This is a genomic window from Brucella pituitosa, from assembly GCF_965577835.1.
Classification (GTDB): Bacteria; Pseudomonadota; Alphaproteobacteria; order Rhizobiales; family Rhizobiaceae; genus Brucella; species Brucella pituitosa.
Genome location: NZ_OZ264093.1, coordinates 690780 through 710280 on the forward strand (window position 1 = coordinate 690780; position 19501 = coordinate 710280).

Genomic DNA, 19501 nt, shown 5'->3' on the forward strand with positions numbered 1-19501 from the left:
CAAAGGAAGAAAGATTATGAAGCTCTACCGTTTCATCACTGGCCCGGACGATTCCGCATTCTGCCACCGCGTTACCGCAGCGCTTAACAAGGGCTGGCAGCTTTACGGCTCCCCGACCTATGCATTCAACGCGGCAACGGGTGTTCTGCATTGCGGCCAGCCAGTGGTGAAAGAAGTCGACGGCGTCGACTATACGCCGGACATCAAACTCGGCGAATATTGATGGCCGTCCGCCGCATCGTATCCAATATAGCCGCCGATAATCTGTCGGCCGCGAAGCGTTTCTATGGAGACGTGCTGGAACTCGATGTGGTGATGGACCACGGCTGGATCGTGACCTATGCCGCTGATGCGGACGCGCGGGTGCAGATCAGCTTTGCCACCGAAGGCGGATCGGGCACGCCAGTGCCCGATCTTTCCATCGAAGTCGATGATGTTGATGCAGTGCTTGAGCGGATGACTGCTGCTGGCTTTGCTGTCGAATATGGACCGAGTGATGAAGAATGGGGCGTGCGCCGTTTCTTTGTGCGTGATCCCTATGGACGTCTTGTGAATGTTCTCAGCCACAAGAACTGAAAAGGCCGGTTCCCCGGCCTTTTTATTGAGATACTCTTAATTTAACCCACGCTTTTCAATCATTGCATCCGGCGTTGGCATCTTGCCGCGGAAGGCTTTGTAAAGCTCTTCCGGATCGCGGCTGCCTCCGGCAGAATAGATATATTGTTTGAGCTTCGCAGCCAGTTCCGGGTTGAACGCATCGCCCGTTTCTTCAAATGCCGAGAATGCATCGGCATCCAGCACTTCCGACCACATGTAGGAATAGTAACCGGCTGAGTAGCCATCACCGGAGAAAACGTGGGTGAAGTGCGGCGTGCGATGACGCATGATGATGGCATCAGGCATCGACAGCTTTTTCAGTGTTGCTGCCTCAAAAGCCAGTGGGTCGGTGATCTTTTCATTGCCCGTATGAAAAGCCATATCGACAAGTGCCGACGAGGTGAATTCGACCGTGTTGAACCCTGCATTGAACGAGCGGGCCGCGAGCACCTTGTCGAGCAGCGCCTTTGGCATCGCTTCGCCCGTGCGATAATGCACGGCATATTTTTCAAGAACAGCGGGGATTGTCAGCCAATGTTCATAGAGCTGTGACGGCAGTTCGACAAAGTCGCGCGAAACGGCGGTGCCGGAAACTGCTGGCCAGGTCACATCCGACAGAAGCCCATGCAGCGCATGGCCGAACTCATGGAACAATGTGCGCGCGTCGTCCAGCGAAAGCAGCGCTGGTTCACCGGCCTTGGGTTTTGCAAAATTCATCACATTGTAGATGATCGGCTTTTGCCCGGCATCGAGCTTATGGCTTGATTGCAATGCGCTCATCCATGCACCGGAGCGCTTGGAGGTGCGGGCGAAATAGTCGCCGAGGAAAAGACCGCGTTCGCTGCCATCGGCATTCAGGACCTGAAACACCCTTACGTCCGGATGCCATGTGGTGATGCCTTTCTTCTCCTCGAAACGGATGCCGAAAAGACGGGTCGCCACATCGAAGCTTGCTTCAATGATTTTTTCGAGCTGCAGATATGGCTTCAATTCCGCCTCATCGAACGCGAAACGTTCAGCACGAAGCTTTTCCGCATAAAAGCGCCAGTCCCACGGCGCAACCTTGTGGTTTCCACCATTGGCCACAATCAGCCGTTCAAGTTCGGTTTCTTCTTCATGCGCTTTGGCGCGGGCCTTGTCCCATACAGGTTCCAGCAGGTCCATAACGGCTTTCGGCGTCTTGGCCATGGTGTCGTCGAGCTTGTAGGCCGCGAAATTGGCGTAACCGAGCAGATGAGCCTTGCGCTCACGCAGTTCCACCATTTCGCGCACAATCTCGCGATTGTCGGTCTCGCCGCCATTTTCGCCGCGCTTGCCCCATGCGTTAAAGGCCTGTTCGCGCAATTCGCGGTTTTCCGAGAAGGAAAGGAACGGCTCGACAATCGAACGTGATAGCGTAACCGCCCATGCGTCGGGCTGGCCGCGCTCTGCTGCCGCACTTTGCATGGCGTTTTTGAGGAAATCCGGAAGGCCTGCGAGGTCGGCTTCATCCGTGATGAAAAGCGCCCAACTTGATTCATCCTTCAGCACGTTCTGACCGAAGCGCGCACCAAGCCCGGCAAGCTTTTCATTGATGCCCGCCAGTTCCTTCTTGCCAGCTTCATCAAGCCTGGCACCGGAACGAACAAACCCTTTCCAGGTTTTTTCCAGCACGCGCTTGGTTTCGATATCCAGATCAAGATGGTCGCGATTTTCATAAAGCGCATCGATGCGCGCAAACAATTTAGGGTCCATCATGATGCGCGAGTAGTGCCGCGACATTTTTGGAGCGATCTCGCGCTCCAGCGCCTGGATATCATCATTGCTGTGCGCTCCAGCGCGCATCCAGAAAACCGAAGATACGCGGTCGAGGGATTTGCCGGTTAGCTGCAAAGCCTTGAGCGTATTTTCAATAGTTGGCTCAGTGGTTTCATTGGCAATGGCTTCCACTTCGGCAAGATCTTCCGCAAGTGCAGCCTCGAATGCGGGTGCGAAATCATCATCCTTGAACGCAGCGAAATCCGGCAACCCCAGAGGTCCATTCCATTCGGTCAGTGCGTGATTATAGGTGGGCTTGTCGGACATCATGAAACTCTCACTCAAATGAATTCGATATTCACCAGACTTAGGAGCTCAATGACAGCGGGGCAAGGGTGTTTCCTAAGCTTTCGGTCTGAATGGGCGTTCTGCGGGTGGGCCTTTGCTTGACCGTGCCCCATGCAGAGAATAGGGATGAAAGACGGCTTGCTCTCATGAAAATGTGGGTACTTAATTTTCCTCAAAGATTAGGCCTTGGGTTGCGGGTTTCCACCGCTGTCTGGCCGAGAGCGATTGTAGCAATCCATGAATGTGGCGCCTGATCATCACACCGCCCAGGATGCAAAGCCAGTGATGAGCGAATTGCGGGTCGGCGTTATCGGTGGCCTTCTGGCCGCACTGGGCCTCATGTCGATGGCGCTCTATACGCCAGCCATGACCGAGATTGTTCATGCCTTTGGCACGACAGAAGCGATGGTGAAGCTCACCATATCGGTCTATCTCGCAGGCTTTTGCTTTTCGCAGCTTATCTGCGGGCCGTTGTCGGACGGCTTCGGGCGAAGGCCCATCACGATCGCCTTCATGGTGATTTACCTTGCTGCCAGCATCCTCGCTCTATTCGCAACGACCATCGATATGCTGTTGGTGGCACGGTTTCTGCAAGGCGTGGGAGCGGCTGTAGGGGTTACGATTTCACGCGCAATCGTGCGTGATCTTTTCACCCATGAGGCATCGGCCCGTGTGATGAACCTCATAGGCATTGTCATTGCGGTGGGACCGGCTGTGGCGCCGACATTGGGTGGTCTCACCATGGAGCTCTTCGGCTGGCAGGCAATTTTCATCGTAATGGTCTGCCTGGGCATTCTGGTCGTCCTGATGGCGATCTTCATCATCAAGGAAACGGTCACTCGTGATCTTAGCCGGATTCGACCGAATGAACTGCTGCGCTCTTACCGCACACTGCTGACCAGCCGCCAATTCATTTACGCAAGCCTTGGGGTCGGCGGTACGACTGGCGGGTTATACACGGCGGCGACCATTCTGCCCTTCATCCTGATGGGACGCGTGGGCATGACGGCCACACAATTTGGCATGGGACTGCTTCTGCAAACGAGCTGTTATTTTGCGGGCAGTCTGCTGTTTCGGCGGTTGATGCAGGCCTATCGTCCCCGACAGCTGGCCGCGGCCGGATATGTCGCCATGGTCATTGCCAGTATTCTTATCGCAACGCTGCTGCGCATTTTCGAGCCATCCTATTTGCTCGTGATGTTGCCGATGGCGCTCTTTGCTTTCGGCGTTGCTCTGGTGATGCCTGTGATGACGTCAGCGGGCATGGCGCCGTTTCCCAAAATGGCGGGTGCTGCATCCGCAATGATGGGTTTCTTTCAAATGGGAGGCGGGCTTGCCGGCGGTGCAATCGCGGCTCTTATGGGTGATCCGGTCATTGCTTTTGCAACGCTGATCCCGGCTCTTGGCTTCATTGCCGCGATTGCTTTTCTGCTGTGGTTGCGTTTGCAGCAGACAAGTTAAAACCAAGTATGAAAAAGCTTTCATCATCGTGCGCCGGGGCTTGACTTTGAGGGCCGTCGGGGGCACATCACGCTCGCAGCCGCATTTTATCTGGCTGCATTTCAACCGGAGCTTTATTCTCTTATGCCAAGCGACAGTCACAGTCGATTGTTTCAGCCGTCAAGGCAGTTCGTGATCTGATCGCTTGAGGTCGGCTTGCACGGTCTGTCTTTGACGGCGGATCGACAGAAAGGCAAGCCCATGACCGGCCTTAAGCCCGACAACAACTTCGTCTCTGAAGTGCTCAATGTTGCCGACCTCCCTGCTGCAGCAATTGCCAGCCGCCTCGCCGATATTCGTACGGGCGATGCGGTCGAGATCGTCAATGAGCTGGATGCCGATGACGCAGTAGCCGTTATCGCCCAACTCTCCCACGAAGACGCTATCCGCCTGCTCGACCAGCCGGAGCTGGAACGTGCAACCGAAATTCTGGCCATCCTTCCTCCAAACACTGCCAGTTTGTTGCTTGATGGTATGTCCGCTGACCGTGCTACCGATGTCTTTCAGGAACTGGAAGATGCCGATCGCGCGCGTTTGTTTCCCATTCTTGCGCCTGAAACCAAGGCTGCGCTGAAGAAGCTCATGGGCTATCCGCCGAACACGGCTGGTAGCTTGATGACCATCGAATTCATCACTGTGCCTTCCAATTGGAATGTCGGGCAGACGCTCGACCATATCCGCAAGGTCGAGCGCACGCGTGAGACTGTTTACGCAATCTATGTGGTTGATCCACAAAGCCGCGTTTTGCTGGGTGTTGTCAGTTTGCGCCGTCTGATCATTCGTGAGCTGGACGAGCCGATCCTGTCTCTTGCTCGTGATGACGATCCGATCACGATCTCGCCACATGCGGATCGCGAGGATGTCGCGCGTCTGTTCCGTAAGCACGACCTGTTGGCCGTTCCTGTCGTTGATGACAGCCGCCACATCATCGGCATTGTAACTGTCGATGATGTGCTGGATGCCATGACAGAAGAAGCCAGTGAAGACGCTTATCGCTTCGGTGGTATGGAGGCGCTTGACAAACCTTATATGCGTATCGGCTTTGGCGAGATGCTCAAGAAGCGTGCGGGCTGGCTGGGCATCCTGTTTCTGGGCGAAATGCTGACGGCAAGTGCCATGCAGCATTTTGAACTGGAATTGGAAAAAGCACTAGTGCTGACGCTGTTCATTCCGCTCATCATGTCTTCGGGCGGCAATTCCGGCTCACAGGCAACGTCACTGATCATCCGCGCGCTTGCACTTCAGGAAGTCAGGCTTAAAGACTGGTGGCGGGTCGCGATCCGCGAAGTGCCGACCGGTCTGGCACTGGGCAGCTTTCTGGGCCTGATTGGCATGGTGCGTATCGCGCTGTGGCAGAAGCTCGGTATTTACGATTACGGCGAGCACTGGATTCTGGTAGCCGCAACAGTCGGCATGGCGCTGGTCTGTATTGTGACATTCGGCTCGGTAACGGGTTCGATGCTGCCATTCATTCTCAAACGACTTGGGTTTGATCCAGCCAGTGCATCAGCACCTTTTGTTGCCACTTTGGTCGACGTGACGGGCCTTGTGATCTACTTCAGTGTTGCGCTGGTAATTTTGTCTGGAACGCTTTTATAGGCCTGGCCGACAAAAAACTGTCAGAATGGCAGTGTAAAAAAGCAAATAAATCCGGCCTTTTCGGGTTAATTGAGGGGCAGTTTCGCGCTGCCCCTTTCTAAAAGGCAAAAAAACCTGTAAGAGCGCCCCATTGATTTTCCGTGCATCCATCTTGGCGCGGCTCCCAACTCATATAGAAGTGATCTCCATATGGAATTGCGTAATATCGCTATTATCGCACACGTCGATCATGGCAAAACCACACTGGTCGACGAACTGCTGAAGCAGTCCGGCTCTTTCCGTGACAATCAGCGCGTTGCAGAACGCATGATGGACTCCAACGATATCGAGCGCGAGCGCGGCATCACCATTCTCGCCAAGGCAACTTCGGTTGTCTGGAAGAACACCCGCATCAACATCGTCGATACGCCAGGCCACGCCGACTTCGGCGGTGAAGTTGAGCGTATCCTTTCGATGGTAGACGGTGCTATCGTTCTCGTTGACGCCGCTGAAGGCCCAATGCCACAGACGAAGTTCGTCGTTGGCAAGGCGCTCAAGGTTGGCCTGAAGCCAATCGTCGCGATCAACAAGATCGACCGTCCGGATGGCCGTCATGAAGAAGTCATCAACGAAGTCTTCGACCTCTTCGCCAATCTCGATGCCACCGACGAACAGCTCGACTTCCCGGTTCTTTACGGTTCGGGCCGTAACGGCTGGATGGCGCTGAACCCGGAAGGTCCGCAGGACGAAGGTCTGGCTCCGCTGTTCGATCTGGTTCTCAAGCACGTTCCGCAGCCTAAGGTTGCTGAAGGTCCGTTCAGCATGATCGGTACGATCCTTGAAGCCGATCCATTCCTTGGCCGCATCATCACTGGTCGTATTCATTCGGGCTCGATCAAGTCGAACCAGGCCGTCAAGGTTCTTGGTCAGGACGGTTCGCTTCTGGAAACTGGCCGTATTTCGAAGATCCTTGCGTTCCGCGGTATTGAGCGCCAGGCAATCGATGAAGCCCATGCAGGCGACATCGTTGCGATTGCTGGTCTTTCCAAAGGTACGGTTGCTGACACATTCTGCGATCCTTCGGTAAGCGTGCCGCTTGAAGCACAGCCAATCGATCCGCCAACAGTGACCATGTCCTTCATCGTCAATGACAGCCCATATGCTGGCACCGAAGGCGATAAGGTAACGAGCCGCGTTATCCGCGACCGTCTGATGAAAGAAGCTGAAGGCAATGTTGCGCTCAAGATCGAAGAATCAAGCGAGAAGGATTCCTTCTTCGTTTCCGGTCGTGGCGAATTGCAGCTTGCTGTTCTGATCGAAAACATGCGCCGTGAAGGCTTCGAGCTTGGCGTTTCGCGTCCGCGCGTCGTCATGAAAGAAGGCGAAAACGGCGAAATGCTCGAGCCGGTCGAAGAAGTCGTCATCGACGTTGATGAAGAATATTCCGGCACCGTTGTTCAGAAGATGTCCGAGCGCAAGGCCGAAATGGTCGAGCTGCGTCCGTCGGGCGGCAATCGCGTACGCATGGTCTTCTACGCACCGACCCGTGGTCTTATCGGCTATCAGTCGGAACTTCTGACCGATACGCGCGGCACGGCGATCATGAACCGTTTGTTCCATGATTATCAGCCATACAAGGGCGAAATCGCTGGCCGTAACAATGGCGTTCTGATTTCCAACGATCAGGGTGAAGCAGTTGCCTACGCTCTCTTCAACCTTGAAGATCGTGGTCCGATGATCATTGATGCTGGCGTCAAGGTTTATCAGGGCATGCTGATCGGCATTCACAGCCGCGATAACGATCTGGAAGTCAACGTATTGAAGGGCAAGAAGCTCACCAACGTTCGCGCCTCGGGCAAGGACGAAGCAGTTAAGCTGACGCCTCCGATCCGTATGACACTGGAACGCGCTCTGTCGTGGATTCAGGACGACGAACTGGTTGAAGTGACGCCAAAGTCGATCCGCCTGCGCAAGCTCTATCTTGATCCAAATGAACGCAAGCGCTTTGAAAAGAGCGGCAAGTCGAGCGTTGCTTGATCTGCTTGATTTACAGAAGAACGGCGCCTTCGGGCGCCGTTTTTGTTTCAAGTTTTATGTAATGTTGTACTTAGTATAAGTGATAAATGTTTTAGATAATTATAATATAAATATGGAATTCTTATTTTATTTGCCTATTTATGATTTTTGTTGTTCTTTTTGATGGGTAAGGCAAAATATTCCCCCATTTATAGGAATTACGACCCATGTGTTTAGCCTGCAATCCCGGACTGATGGCTGTATTTAAGCACACGACTTCACGACGCGACTTCCTTAAATACATGGGCGGTGCTGCTGCCACGGCCTTTGCCGCAACGGCGGTGGAGCCCGCAATGGCCAAGGGCAACCTGTCGAGCGCTAATGCTCCGGCCGATGTGATCTTCCGTCACGGAACCATTCTCACGCTTAATTCCGAAACACCGAACGCCGAGGCAATCGCTGTGCGTGGAAACCGTATCCTCGCAGTCGGCACCGCAGAGCATGTCGACAAGTTTCGTGATAAAACTACACGTATTGTAGAGCTGGATGGCAGAACGCTGATGCCGGGTCTGATCGATCCGCATATGCATTCGGTCTTTGTCGTCATGGATGACTGGATCGACGTCAGCCCTATCACCACGCCGACATTCGAGCAGGTCTGGAGCATGCTGCGTAATGGCGTCAGCAAGGCCGGTGAAGGCGAATGGGTGCGCGCCAAGCAATTCGATCCCAGCATCACCAAGGGGGCTCATATCCCGACCTTGGCAGAGCTGGATGAGCTGGCACCGAACAATCCATTTTTCATGATGGAGAGCAACGGCCACATCGCTTATGCCAATAGCAAGGCCTTTGCGCTGATAGGCATCACCGATAAGACACCGAACCCTCCTGAGGCGCGTTACGTCAAAACACCCAACGGTCAATTGAGCGGTCGTCTTGAAGAGCCGCCTGCGTTCAATGCATTTATCGAGAAAATGCCCCTGCCTACGGCGGCTGACGTCTCGACCAGTATCCGGCGTATGCTCGATAAGGCTGCATCGGTTGGCTGCACATCGCTGCATGACTGCGGTGTAGGAATGATGGCGCCAGCAGAGCATCTGGCACTGCTGGATCAGGTTATGTCGCAGAACCCGCCGATCCGATATCGCGGCATGCTGGTCTCGACCGCCATGGATCAGTGGGAGAAAATGAACATCAAACCGGGACGTGGCAGCGATCTTTATCGCTATGATGGCATCAAAGCCTGGGCTGACGGTTCCAATCAGGCCCGCACCGGCTATCAGCGTGAAAACTATCTCGGGACAAATGATCGTGGCGCGATGAACTATACGCTTGAACAGTTGACCGCTGCGGTCCGTCGTGCGCATCAGGGCGGCTGGCAGGTCGGTGTTCACGCCAATGGTGATGCGGCAATCGATGCAACGATCGCAGCCTATGAAGCGGTGTTGAAGGAAATGCCGCGTGATGATCATCGTCATCGCATTGAGCATTGCAGCGTCTTCCATCAGGACCAGATGCAAAAGGCAAAAGAGCTCGGGCTGCAACCCTCCTTTCTCATCGGACATGTGCGCTGGTGGGGCAAGGCCTTTCGTGACGAAATTCTTGGACCTGATCGTGCGAAATTCTACGACCCATGTGCAACCGCACTGGCTGAAGGCCTGCGTATTTCATTTCACTCTGACTGGAATGTGACGCCGATTGAACCGCTGCGCTATGTCGAGGATGCTGTCGCACGTGTCATGAATGACGGGGGCGACGTGTTCTTTCCCGATGAGCGTATCCCTGTGGAGCAGGCGCTGCGCGCCGTAACCATTGATGCGGCCTATCATTGCAGGATGGATGATATTGTCGGAAGTCTCGAAGAAGGCAAATGCGCTGATTTCGCGATTCTCGAAGAAGACCCGACGAAGGTTGAGCCGACGAAGATCAGCAAGATCAAGGTCAGTGAAACCTGGATGGATGGTCAGAAGCGCTATAGCGCCTGATTATAATATAAAAGCGGCGGCAAACATGCCGCCGCTTTTTTGCTCATCGCTCGCCGCGACGATAAGGCTGCATCAGTGCCTGCGGAACACGTGCGCGGCGCGCCATGACGATGAGCGCCACAATCGACATGATGTAAGGGATCATCAGGAAGAGCTGGTAAGGCACGACCTTGCCATAGACCGTCTGCAGGCGCAGCTGGAACGCATCAAACAGTGCGAAGAGCAATGCGCCCAGAAGCGCGCGGGCAGGCTTCCACGAGGCAAATACGACGAGTGCAATGCATACCCAGCCTCGTCCCTGCATCATAGTGGGGAAGAACGAGTTGAAAGCGGAGAGTGTCAGAAAAGAGCCGCCGACAGCCATTAAGGCGCTGCCGAACATGATCGTGAAGATACGAACGCGAATCGGGTTGATGCCTTGCGCTTCGGCAGCATGTGGGTTTTCGCCAGTCATGCGGATGGCAAGGCCGAGCGGCGTGCGGAAAAGCACGTAACCAAGCAGGAGAGCCAGCGGAATGGCGATCCATGTGAGGGCTGTCTGTGTTCCGAGGACCTGTCCGATAAACGGAATATCCGCAAGCCAGGATGGATTGATGGGCTGGAATGGTGTGATTGTGGGCGGCGTCGATGAAAGCGGCACCAGAAGACGGAACAGGAAATAGCTGAGGCTCGACGCAAACAGCGTGATGCCGAGGCCGACTACGTGCTGCGACAGGCCAAGCGGCACGGTGAGGGCCGCATGAAGCAGGCCGAACAGCGCGCCTGACGCAGCGGCTGCGAGCACGCCGACCCAGAGATCCGCACCATTATAAACCGTCAGCCAGCCGATCATCGCACCAAAGGTCATAATGCCTTCGATGCCGAGATTGAGCACGCCCGCACGTTCGCAATAAAGCGCGCCGAGTGTGCCGAAGATCAGTGGCGTGGCAATGCGAAGAACCGAGACCCAGAGGCCAGCGGAGAGCAGGATATCCATCAACTCGTTCATCGGGCGATCCTGTATTGTGTGAAGAACAGAGCAACCAGCATGGTCAGAAGTGACAGAGCCACGGTAACATCGGCAATGAAGCTTGGAATGCCGATGGCGCGGCTCATGCCGTCAGCCCCAACAAACATTGCGGCAGCAAAAAGTGCGGAGAAGATTGCTCCGATTGGGTTCAGATTGGCCAGCATGGCAACGATAATGCCGGAATAGCCGAAGCCCGGTGAGAGATCGGTCGTGACGTAACCTTTCACGCCCATGACCTGTATCGCGCCTGCAAGGCCTGCAAGACCACCGGAAATACAGGCGACTTTCACCAGCGTCTTGCCAAGCGGAACGCCTGCAAAGCGTGCGGCTTGCGGATTGAGACCGGCAGCCTTGGTCTCAAGGCCGAAGACGGTGCGATTCTGAACATAGGCGATGATAAGAGCGAGCGCGATGGCGATCAGAATGCCGATATGGAGGCGCATGCCGGCCATGATTTTCGGCAGAACGGCGGCATCCGGTACAGGTTCCGATTGGGGCCAGCCGAAAGCGAGCGGGTCTTTCATCGGGCCTTCGATCATCATCGAGACGAACAGCACGGCAACGAAATTGAGAAGCAGCGTGGTCACGACTTCATCAACACCGAAGCGCAGGCGAAGACCGAGGGGAATAAGCAGGAAAATCATGCCAGCAATCGCGCCAACGATCAGCAGAAGCGGAATGAGCAGCGGGGCAGGAAGCGCCAATTGTGTGCCAAGTGCTACAACTGCCAGCGCCCCCATATAGAACTGGCCTTCTGCGCCGATATTCCACAGCTTGGACCGGAAAGCGACAGCCGCAGCAAGTCCGGTCAGCATCAAGGGTGTGGCACGTGTCAGTGTTTCGGTGATTGAAAGCTTCGTGCCGAAGGCTCCAATCGCAATCTGGCGGAAGGATTCAAAGACCGGCGCGCCAGCGCTTGCAATCAACAGGCCAGCAAGCACAAAGGCAGCAAGAACGGCGATCACCGGAGCGGTTGCCACCAGTGCCATGGGCCGTGTTTCGCGTCGTTCAATACGCATCAGTTCAGCCCCTTTGTGGAATTAGTCTGCCATTCGCCAGCCATCATCAGGCCCAGTCTTTGCGCGTTGGCCTCGCTTGCATCAATTGGTGGTGACAGCCTGCCCTTGACGATGGCTTGCACGCGGTCGGCAAGGCCGATGATTTCATCCAGGTCTTCCGAGATTAGCAGCACGGCGGCACCCTTGGCGCGCGCCTCCAGAATGCGGGCATGGACGGCCGCAACTGCACCTTCGTCGAGGCCGCGTGTCGGCTGTGCCGCAATCAGGATACGAGGGGCAGTTTCAAGATTGCGACCCAGAATAAGCTTCTGCATGTTGCCGCCGGATAGCAGGCGAATGCGGCTGTCGGGCGTCCCGCCACGCACATCGAAATCCTTGATGATGCGATCGGTGAACTCGCGCGCAGCTGTGCGGTTGACCAGAAGACCATTGGAAAACTGCGGATCGCGCACGCGTTCAAGCACAGCATTTTCCCAGAGTGTCAGATCGCCGATTGCCCCTTCGGCATTGCGATCCTCTGGAATGCGGCCGACACCTTCCGCAACAAACTGGCGTGGATCGAATTTGGTGATGGCCTGTCCGAACATCACAAGCGATCCCTTGGCAGGCTGGCTGAGGCCGGAAACGAGACGCCCGAGCGCTGCCTGCCCATTGCCCGAAACACCGATGATACCTAACGTTTCGCCAGCGCGGAGGTGAAAGTTGAGATCGCTAAGGCGGGTCGCGCCATCCTCAACCACGGACACATTCTTTGCTTCCAGCAAGGTTTCGCCGGGCGTAGCTGCTGCAAGCGAAGGGCGCGAAACACGACGGCCAACCATCAGTTCGGCGAGTTCCTCCTTCGAGGTTTCGGAAGCCTTGCGCTCCGCCACAACCTTGCCGCCGCGCAGGACGACAACGCGGTCGGCTGCCGACATGACTTCATGCAGTTTGTGCGAGATGAAGATCAGCGACAGGCCCTGACGCGCCATCTCTTTCAGTGTCGCAAAGAGGTTTTCGGCTTCCTGTGTCGTCAGAACGGCGGTCGGCTCGTCAAGGATCAGAATATCGGCGTCGTTATAGAGCGCTTTGAGAATTTCCACGCGCTGTTGCTCGCCAACAGACAGATCCCCAAGCCGCGCATCGGGATCGACCTGCAAGCCAAAGCGCTTGGCGATTTCCGCAATCTTGCTGCGGGCAGCACTGTGCGCTGATTTGAGCTTCCAGAGGCTTTCGGTGCCGGTGATGATGTTTTCAAGCACGGTGAGATTGGGCGCGAGCGTGAAATGCTGGTGCACCATGCCAACGCCTGCATCGATGGCGGCGCGGGGCTTGCCCTGCGGGATTTCCTCGCCCTTGACGAAAACGCGGCCTTCGTCGGGCACATAATGGCCGAAGAGGATATTCATCAGCGTGGTTTTGCCAGCGCCGTTTTCGCCTAAGAAAGCGAGGATTTCGCCGCGCTCAAGCTTTAACGAAATATCGTCATTGGCGGTAAGCGCGCCAAACCGCTTGGTGATGTTTTGCAGTTCAAGAACTGTGGTGGTCATGTGTTCAACCCCGCAACGGGAAATCTGTGCTGCCAACGCTGGTCCTCCTCCAGACGCTCGCCAAGGTTCAAGAGAAGATTGTCCGCTCCCATTCGTCCAATCAACTGAATTGCAAGTGGCATACCATTTGCGTCCTCGCCAAAAGGCATGGAAAGCGCCGGGAAACCGGAAATATTGGCCAGGGCCGCATAAGGCGCAAATTCATTCATCTTATGCCAATGTGCGTCCACATCGTCGTGATCCATCGCGTAAGAGCCGATTGGCTGTGGAGCGCTTGCGAGCATCGGCGTAATCAGTACATCGACATCATGGAAAATCTGCCAGAGCTGATAGGCGGTCATCACGCCGCCATTCATGGCGTCATAAAGCTCGATAGCGCCGAGCTTGCGCCCACGCGAAGCGACAGCTTGTGTCAGTCTTTCGAGTTTTGCTTCATCCATCGAAAAAGCATCAATTGCCGATGCGAGATTGGCTGAGATAATCCGGTCAAAGGCTGTAGCGCTGGCATCGATGAGTGATGAAAGCACACCTGCATCGATGGCACGGATCGCGTGGCCCTGTGCTTCCAGAAAGTGCGCGGCGTCAGCAACCACTTGTTTGCGTTCAGCCGTCACCGGATATTTACCGAGATCGCCTGAAATAATGCCGATGCGCAATTTTTCGGGCACTGTGTCTGATGCAAGTGCTACGTCGGGAAGGAAGCTTTCGATCTTGCCAGCGACAAGTGGGAACAAAGTTTTTGCATCGCGGATTGAACGACAAAGGGTAAATTCGCTCGCAATGCCTGCAAGATAATTGCCGAAAAGCGGACCGGCTGGCATGGCACCACGGCTTGGCTTCAAACCAATAAGTCCGCATGTGGCCGCTGGAACGCGGATCGAGCCACCAGCATCTGTGGCGTGTGCTATCGAAACGATGCCCGCTGCAACAGCTGCTGCAGCGCCGCCAGATGAACCGGCAGGGGACAGCCTCTCATCGAAGGGATGTCGCGCGACGGGGCCGTCGAGAGGTTCACTGGCAAGCGCCATGCCGAACTCCGGCACGGTTGTCGTTCCAAAGAAATTCAGTCCGGCTTTGCGCAGTCGCGCGGCCAGTTCTGAATCAAGTTCGAGCGGCGCATCTGCACAGGCGCGTGAGCCAAGGCGGATTGGCAGGCCAGCGCAAGGTCCGCCCAGATCTTTGAACAGCGATGGCACACCAGCAAAAGGTGCTTTGTCCGGATTGGTATCGACGGCAGTCGCATTGCTGCGCCCAAGTTCTGCGTCGAGATATGCAATGGCGCCCAGAGGGCGCCATTTTTCTGCGGCTTCAACGGCAGCATCCATAGCCTCTCGTGCGGTCAAAACGCCCTTCGCGATCGCGTTGGCGAGCGCGGTTGCATCCTGTTGCTTCATATCGAGTGCCACTTCTGCTGCCGTGAATGTTTATTACTTAGGCTCAGCCGGATTTGGCTCGATCTTGAAAGTGCCTGCCTTGATCTCGGCACGGCGCGCTTCCATCTTAGCTTCAACTTCTGCAGGCGCAGCGCCCTTGACGTAAACGATATCGTTACCGCCTTCCTTCATGAGGCTGAATGGTGTGTAATCCTTGCCGGTTGGCGATCCAGCCTTAACATCAGCAATGGCTGCATTGAGGATCGGGCGGAAGTACCACATCGCATTGGCGAAGACAGTGTCTGGATAGCGCGGTGTATAGTCGATCAGCGAGCCGATTGCCTTGATGCCGCGTTCCTTGGCAGCGTCTGCTGTACCAATGCGTTCGCCAAACAGAATGTCTGCGCCAGCGTCGATCTGGGCGAGGCCAGCTTCGCGTGCCTTCGGTGGATCGAAGAACGTGCCGATGAACGATGCATTGAACTTCGCATCCGGGCGGGTTTCTTTCACGCCTTCCTGAAACGCATTGATGAGCATGTTGACTTCAGGGATTGGAATAGCGCCGACTGAACCGAAAGTGCCCGACTTGCTCATGCCGCCGGCGAGCATACCTGCAAGGTAGGCTGCTTCAAAATTCCATGTGCCGAAAACACCGAAATTGTCGCCCTGTTCTTTGCCGGAAGAGCCCATGATGAATGTGGTTTGCGGATAGTCGCCTGCAACCTGACGCGCTTCGCGTTCAACGGCATAAGATTCGCCGACGATCAGCTTGATGCCCTGTTCGGCATATTCGCGCATGGCGCGTGGGTAATCGCTGGCTGAAACGCCTTCGGAGAATACATATTCGATGACGCCTTCGTCATGCGCCTGCTTGAGCGCTTCATGAAGACGCGAGTTCCACGCATTTTCGACCGGCGAAGCGTGAATGCCCGCAACCTTGAGCTTCTCGTCAGCCGCAAAAACGCGCGTTGTGATGGCGGTTGCACCGAGAGCCGCAGACATCGCAAGAATGTCGCGGCGGGTAAAGTTCGATGTTTTGATGATTTTGGCCATGGACCCCTCGTGTGTGTTTTCGGCGTGCCGGGACTGCACTGCCGGTTGCTTCGTTTTGTGTGAGCAGAATGTATGAGCAACGGTTCTATCTTTGCTCAATCTGCCTCGAATACAAGCGAATTAGGTCGCGGCCTCAAAAATAGGCACGACTTTTCCAGCCGCGACTGTTCCTGTTCGCTCATCCGGCAATCTGCCGGGTAGGCCGAAACTGCTGATATTGTTAGCTGATTGGCGCGTAATCTGCCCCGTCAACCGATGACGGGCGACCTTCGAGGTTGAGCGCGCTGATGCGTTGTGGGGTCTCAGCGATGATCTTGCCGCGCTTGACGACGGTCAGGCGGTTGGCCTTGAGGCGCAGTGCTTCAATCGGGTCACGTGCCTGCAGCACCACGAAGTCGGCATTGCAACCCTTGGCAAGGCCATAGCCTTCGAGGCTGAGCGCCTTGGCGGAATTGACAGTGAGTGCATCGAAAACCTGCTTCTTGCCTTCGATTGAAGTCATCTGCGCAACATGGACAGCCATATGGCCAACTTCAAGCATGTCGCCGGAACCCATCGAGTACCAGGGGTCCATAACGCAATCATGGCCAAAGGCGACATTGACACCGGCAGCCATCAGTTCCGGCACACGGGTCATGCCACGGCGCTTCGGATAAGTGTCGGCACGGCCCTGTAGCGTGATGTTGATGAGCGGGTTCGGAATGGCGTTCATCTTCGCTTCCGCAATCAGCGGAATGAGCTTCGAGACGTAATAATTGTCCATGGAATGCATGGAGGTGAGGTGCGAACCGGAAACGCGGCCCTGCAAGCCGAAGCGCATTGTCTGCGCGGCCAGCGTTTCGACATGGCGCGACATCGGATCATCGCTTTCATCGCAATGGATATCGACCGGCAGGCCGCGTTCAGCAGCAATGCGGCAGAGTTCTTCGAGCGAAGCGGCGCCATCGGCCATTGTGCGCTCGAAATGCGGGATGCCGCCCACGACATCAAGACCCATATCGAGCGAGCGATTGACGAGATCGACCGCGCCCGGCGAACGGTAATAACCGTCCTGCGGGAAGGCCACGAGCTGCAGATCGATATAAGGCTTTACCTTCTCGCGTACTTCAATCATCGCGGTCGCTGTGAGAAGGCGCGGGTCGCTGACATCGACGTGGCTGCGGATTGCCAGCAGGCCCTGCGAAACGGCCAGATCGCAATAACGCAGCGCGCGCTCGACCATGGCTTCAACGGTCAGCATCGGCTTCAATTCGCCCCAGAGCGCGATACCTTCAAGAAGAGTACCGGAACGGTTGAGGCGCGGCAGGCCGAGCGACAGGGTCGCGTCCATATGGAAATGCGGATCGACGAATGGCGGGGTTACGAGCCGGTCGGTTGCATCGATTTCCTTGGCTGCCTGATGTTCGCCCCTGGAGGGTACGATATCGGCGATCTTGCCGTCCTTGACCAGAATGTCCTGCTGTTCACGTCCGTCGGGAAGATTGGCGTTTCTTACAATCAGATCGAACATCGGCGGACCTTTCATATTATCGGCAGGGGTGAGCGGCAGGCAGGAAGCGCAGCTCATTTTTCAATGCCTTATACCCTAGTTTGTATGTGTGCAATGCTAACGCAGGCATAAGGAGTCGTCATCCGCAACGTAAAATGCTAGGTCGCAAAAATACCGTTTGCAGGATAGCCATGTTCACCATCAGTCGCATTGAAACCATCACGCAGGAGATCAAGAAGAGCCGGTTTCTGGCCATTGCTGCGCCAGTGGCAAATGAACAGGCGGCTAAGGATTTTCTGACTGAGCATTCCGATCTTGCGGCTAACCATAATTGCTGGGCGTGGCGCATCGGGCAGAACTACCGTTTCAGTGACGACGGCGAGCCGAGCGGCACGGCAGGAAAACCCATTCTGCAAGCAATCGACGGGCAGCAGCTTGATAATATCGTGGTCGTCGTCACGCGCTGGTTCGGGGGCATTCTGCTTGGCAGTGGGGGGTTGATGCGGGCTTATGGTGGCACGGCGGCAATGTGCCTGCGGCAAGCCGAGAAAACCGAGGTGATCCCGGTGATCGGCTTTTCGTTGGCTTGTGATTTTTCAGATCACGCACTTCTTAAAGCGCGTCTTACGGCTGTCGAGCACGTCACCATTGCAAACGAAAATTTCATAGCAACCGGTGTGGAAATGACCGGCGCGATGCCGCTCGCTGTTCAAAGTGAATTGGCGCAGCTTGTCACCGATCTCACACGGGGCAAGACGATTATCAAGTTTGATGACTGATCAGGAAAGTTGTGACTTTCGCAGCGCTTCCGTTGAATAGTGCATGCGCTTGTCTTCATACATCAGAAGGTCTGCACGCTTCGCAACCGTTTCCAGTTTTTCGCCGGGCATGCTGGTGGCGGTGCCCATCGAAAGCTCGATTTTGAGCTGCGAGTAATACTGGTTGTTGATATCGACCAGTCGGCGGATATCTTCCATGACGGCTTCTGCACCGCGCTCATCGACATAAGGCAGCACGACTGCAAATTCGTCGCCGCCAATACGGGCAGCATGGCCCGGCAGCTTTACAGCCTCATTCAACACTTCACCGATGCGGCGCAGCAAGCCATCGCCGCTCGCATGTCCAAGCTGGTCATTGGCTGCCTTCAGGCCATTGAGATCGATGATGATGATTGAGACAAGTGCGTGTCCCTTGCGCTCGAGGCGGTTCAACTCATCAACATAGAAGGCGCGATTATGCAGCTTGGTCAGCACATCATGCTTGCCAAGATATTCGAGATAGGCTTCGGCTTTCTTGCGCGCTGTAATGTCTGCAAGTGCGACCTGAACAAGTGACCAGTCTTCTTCGTGGCCGGGCAGGACCGAGAATTGCAGGAGCAAATGCCGTTCGGTTCCGTCGAGCGCATAATTGACAACTTCGCGGCGCTGAAACAGTACGCCATTCCACAGGTCGATCAGTTGCTCGCGGAAATTGGTTTCCATATCGGCTTTGAAAACGTTCGGCAGGTTTTGCAGAAGCGTCTGTTTGTCTGGCGCGAGAAACAGTTCGAGTGTTTCCCGATTGATATCCAGAACGCGAATTTCGCTCATGCATTGGCGCACGAATTCAGGATGTACATCAGTGAAAACGCGGAAGTCGACGATGCCGCGCTCGCGGATATCGTCCATCATCTGTTTGATACGGCTGAAGTCTTCCACCCAAAGTGAGACAGGAGAATGCTCAAACAAGCCTTCTGCGTGCTGTTTGTGCTTGTTTTGCTCGCGTCGGGCCTCTTCACGTGCTGTCACGTCTTCGATGGACAAAAGAACGCGGTCCCAGCTTTCCTCATGGCCCGGCAAAACCACGCCTTTGAGCTGGATGTCGAGGCGCTTGCCGCCTAGCGAATAATTCACTGTATCGCTGATGAAGGCGTTGTCGCCGTTCCAGAGCTGAACCATTTCTTCAATATGCGGATCGAGCATGTCGTCGCGGAAAACGCGCTCAAGATTTTCGATCAGATGGTTGACGTCACGCGCCTCATAAAGAGACAGAGTTTTGCGGTTGACCTTGAGAACACGGATGAGGCTTGTGCAGATGCGCAAGCGGGTCGTGTCTTCGTGAAGAAACGCCCTAAGATCTGTAACGCCGAGTTTTCGCCATTGTTCGAACTGCGCACGCAGTCCGCTATAGTCCTCAAGCCACAGGGAAATTGGTGCCAGTTCGAAGACATTGGCACCGTCATTCAAGGCAGATTCAATATTCATGGTCGGCTCTAAACCTGAGGCGTTC

The 19501-nt window shown here is 55.4% G+C and carries 15 protein-coding genes; 7 read left to right on the forward strand and 8 right to left on the reverse strand.

The annotated features are described in order from the left end of the window. Positions 1 to 16 precede the first annotated feature (16 nt). Positions 17 to 223, forward strand: a complete 207-nt coding sequence (locus tag ACSME1_RS14445; RefSeq protein WP_007877777.1) for a DUF1737 domain-containing protein — start codon at positions 17 to 19, stop codon at positions 221 to 223. Next, entirely contained in the window at positions 223 to 576 is a 354-nt protein-coding gene (locus ACSME1_RS14450; RefSeq protein WP_024897631.1) for a VOC family protein, read from the forward strand. The genes ACSME1_RS14445 and ACSME1_RS14450 overlap by 1 nt, the downstream gene beginning before the upstream one ends. 36 nt (positions 577 to 612) lie before the next feature. Here ACSME1_RS14450 and ACSME1_RS14455 read toward each other — a convergent pair whose 3' ends face one another. Next, positions 613 to 2661: a M3 family metallopeptidase gene (locus tag ACSME1_RS14455; RefSeq protein ID WP_024897632.1), complete on the reverse strand. Its 2049-nt coding sequence runs from the start codon at positions 2659 to 2661 to the stop codon at positions 613 to 615. A 306-nt stretch (positions 2662 to 2967) separates the two neighbouring features. Here ACSME1_RS14455 and ACSME1_RS14460 point away from each other — a divergent pair, with 306 nt between their 5' ends. The 4 genes from ACSME1_RS14460 (at position 2968) to ACSME1_RS14475 (ending at position 9761) form a co-directional block, all read left to right on the forward strand. Further along, positions 2968 to 4143 carry a multidrug effflux MFS transporter gene (locus tag ACSME1_RS14460; protein WP_244430456.1) on the forward strand — a complete coding sequence of 392 codons (1176 nt, stop codon included), beginning with the start codon at positions 2968 to 2970 and terminating at the stop codon, positions 4141 to 4143. Between the two features lie 240 nt (positions 4144 to 4383). Beyond that, positions 4384 to 5781, forward strand: coding sequence for a magnesium transporter (mgtE, locus tag ACSME1_RS14465; RefSeq protein ID WP_024897634.1), 1398 nt, complete (start codon positions 4384 to 4386; stop codon positions 5779 to 5781). A gap of 189 nt (positions 5782 to 5970) precedes the next feature. Continuing rightward, positions 5971 to 7797, forward strand: coding sequence for a translational GTPase TypA (typA, locus tag ACSME1_RS14470; protein ID WP_024897635.1), 1827 nt, complete (start codon positions 5971 to 5973; stop codon positions 7795 to 7797). Positions 7798 to 8003: 206 nt separating this feature from the next. Beyond that, positions 8004 to 9761: an amidohydrolase gene (locus ACSME1_RS14475; RefSeq protein ID WP_024897636.1), complete on the forward strand. Its 1758-nt coding sequence runs from the start codon at positions 8004 to 8006 to the stop codon at positions 9759 to 9761. A 43-nt stretch (positions 9762 to 9804) separates the two neighbouring features. Here ACSME1_RS14475 and ACSME1_RS14480 read toward each other — a convergent pair whose 3' ends face one another. The 6 genes from ACSME1_RS14480 to ACSME1_RS14505 all read right to left on the reverse strand — a co-directional run bounded on the left by ACSME1_RS14480 (position 9805) and on the right by ACSME1_RS14505 (position 17254). Then, positions 9805 to 10749, reverse strand: a complete 945-nt coding sequence (locus tag ACSME1_RS14480) for an ABC transporter permease (protein WP_024897637.1) — start codon at positions 10747 to 10749, stop codon at positions 9805 to 9807. Further along, a complete protein-coding gene (locus ACSME1_RS14485; RefSeq protein ID WP_024897638.1) occupies positions 10746 to 11789 on the reverse strand; it encodes an ABC transporter permease in 1044 nt (347 codons plus the stop codon). The genes ACSME1_RS14480 and ACSME1_RS14485 overlap by 4 nt, the downstream gene beginning before the upstream one ends. Then, positions 11789 to 13318 (reverse strand): ABC transporter ATP-binding protein, encoded by a 1530-nt coding sequence (locus tag ACSME1_RS14490; protein WP_435655416.1) that lies wholly within the window; start codon positions 13316 to 13318, stop codon positions 11789 to 11791. The genes ACSME1_RS14485 and ACSME1_RS14490 overlap by 1 nt, the downstream gene beginning before the upstream one ends. Next, positions 13315 to 14712, reverse strand: a complete 1398-nt coding sequence (locus tag ACSME1_RS14495) for an amidase (protein ID WP_435655417.1) — start codon at positions 14710 to 14712, stop codon at positions 13315 to 13317. Before ACSME1_RS14495 ends, ACSME1_RS14490 begins: the two co-directional genes overlap by 4 nt. Before the next feature lie 33 nt (positions 14713 to 14745). Beyond that, positions 14746 to 15735 carry a BMP family protein gene (locus tag ACSME1_RS14500; RefSeq protein WP_374844447.1) on the reverse strand — a complete coding sequence of 330 codons (990 nt, stop codon included), beginning with the start codon at positions 15733 to 15735 and terminating at the stop codon, positions 14746 to 14748. Between the two features lie 229 nt (positions 15736 to 15964). After that, positions 15965 to 17254, reverse strand: coding sequence for an amidohydrolase family protein (locus ACSME1_RS14505; RefSeq protein ID WP_024897642.1), 1290 nt, complete (start codon positions 17252 to 17254; stop codon positions 15965 to 15967). 170 nt (positions 17255 to 17424) lie between these two features. On the opposite strand from ACSME1_RS14505, the gene ACSME1_RS14510 reads away from it, so the two are divergent. Beyond that, on the forward strand, positions 17425 to 18012 hold the full coding sequence (locus tag ACSME1_RS14510) for an IMPACT family protein (RefSeq protein ID WP_024897643.1): 588 nt from the start codon (positions 17425 to 17427) through the stop codon (positions 18010 to 18012). Here the strand turns inward: ACSME1_RS14510 and ACSME1_RS14515 are convergent, their stop codons facing one another. Then, positions 18013 to 19476 carry a sensor domain-containing diguanylate cyclase gene (locus tag ACSME1_RS14515; protein WP_024897644.1) on the reverse strand — a complete coding sequence of 488 codons (1464 nt, stop codon included), beginning with the start codon at positions 19474 to 19476 and terminating at the stop codon, positions 18013 to 18015. Between the last annotated feature and the right edge of the window lie 25 nt (positions 19477 to 19501).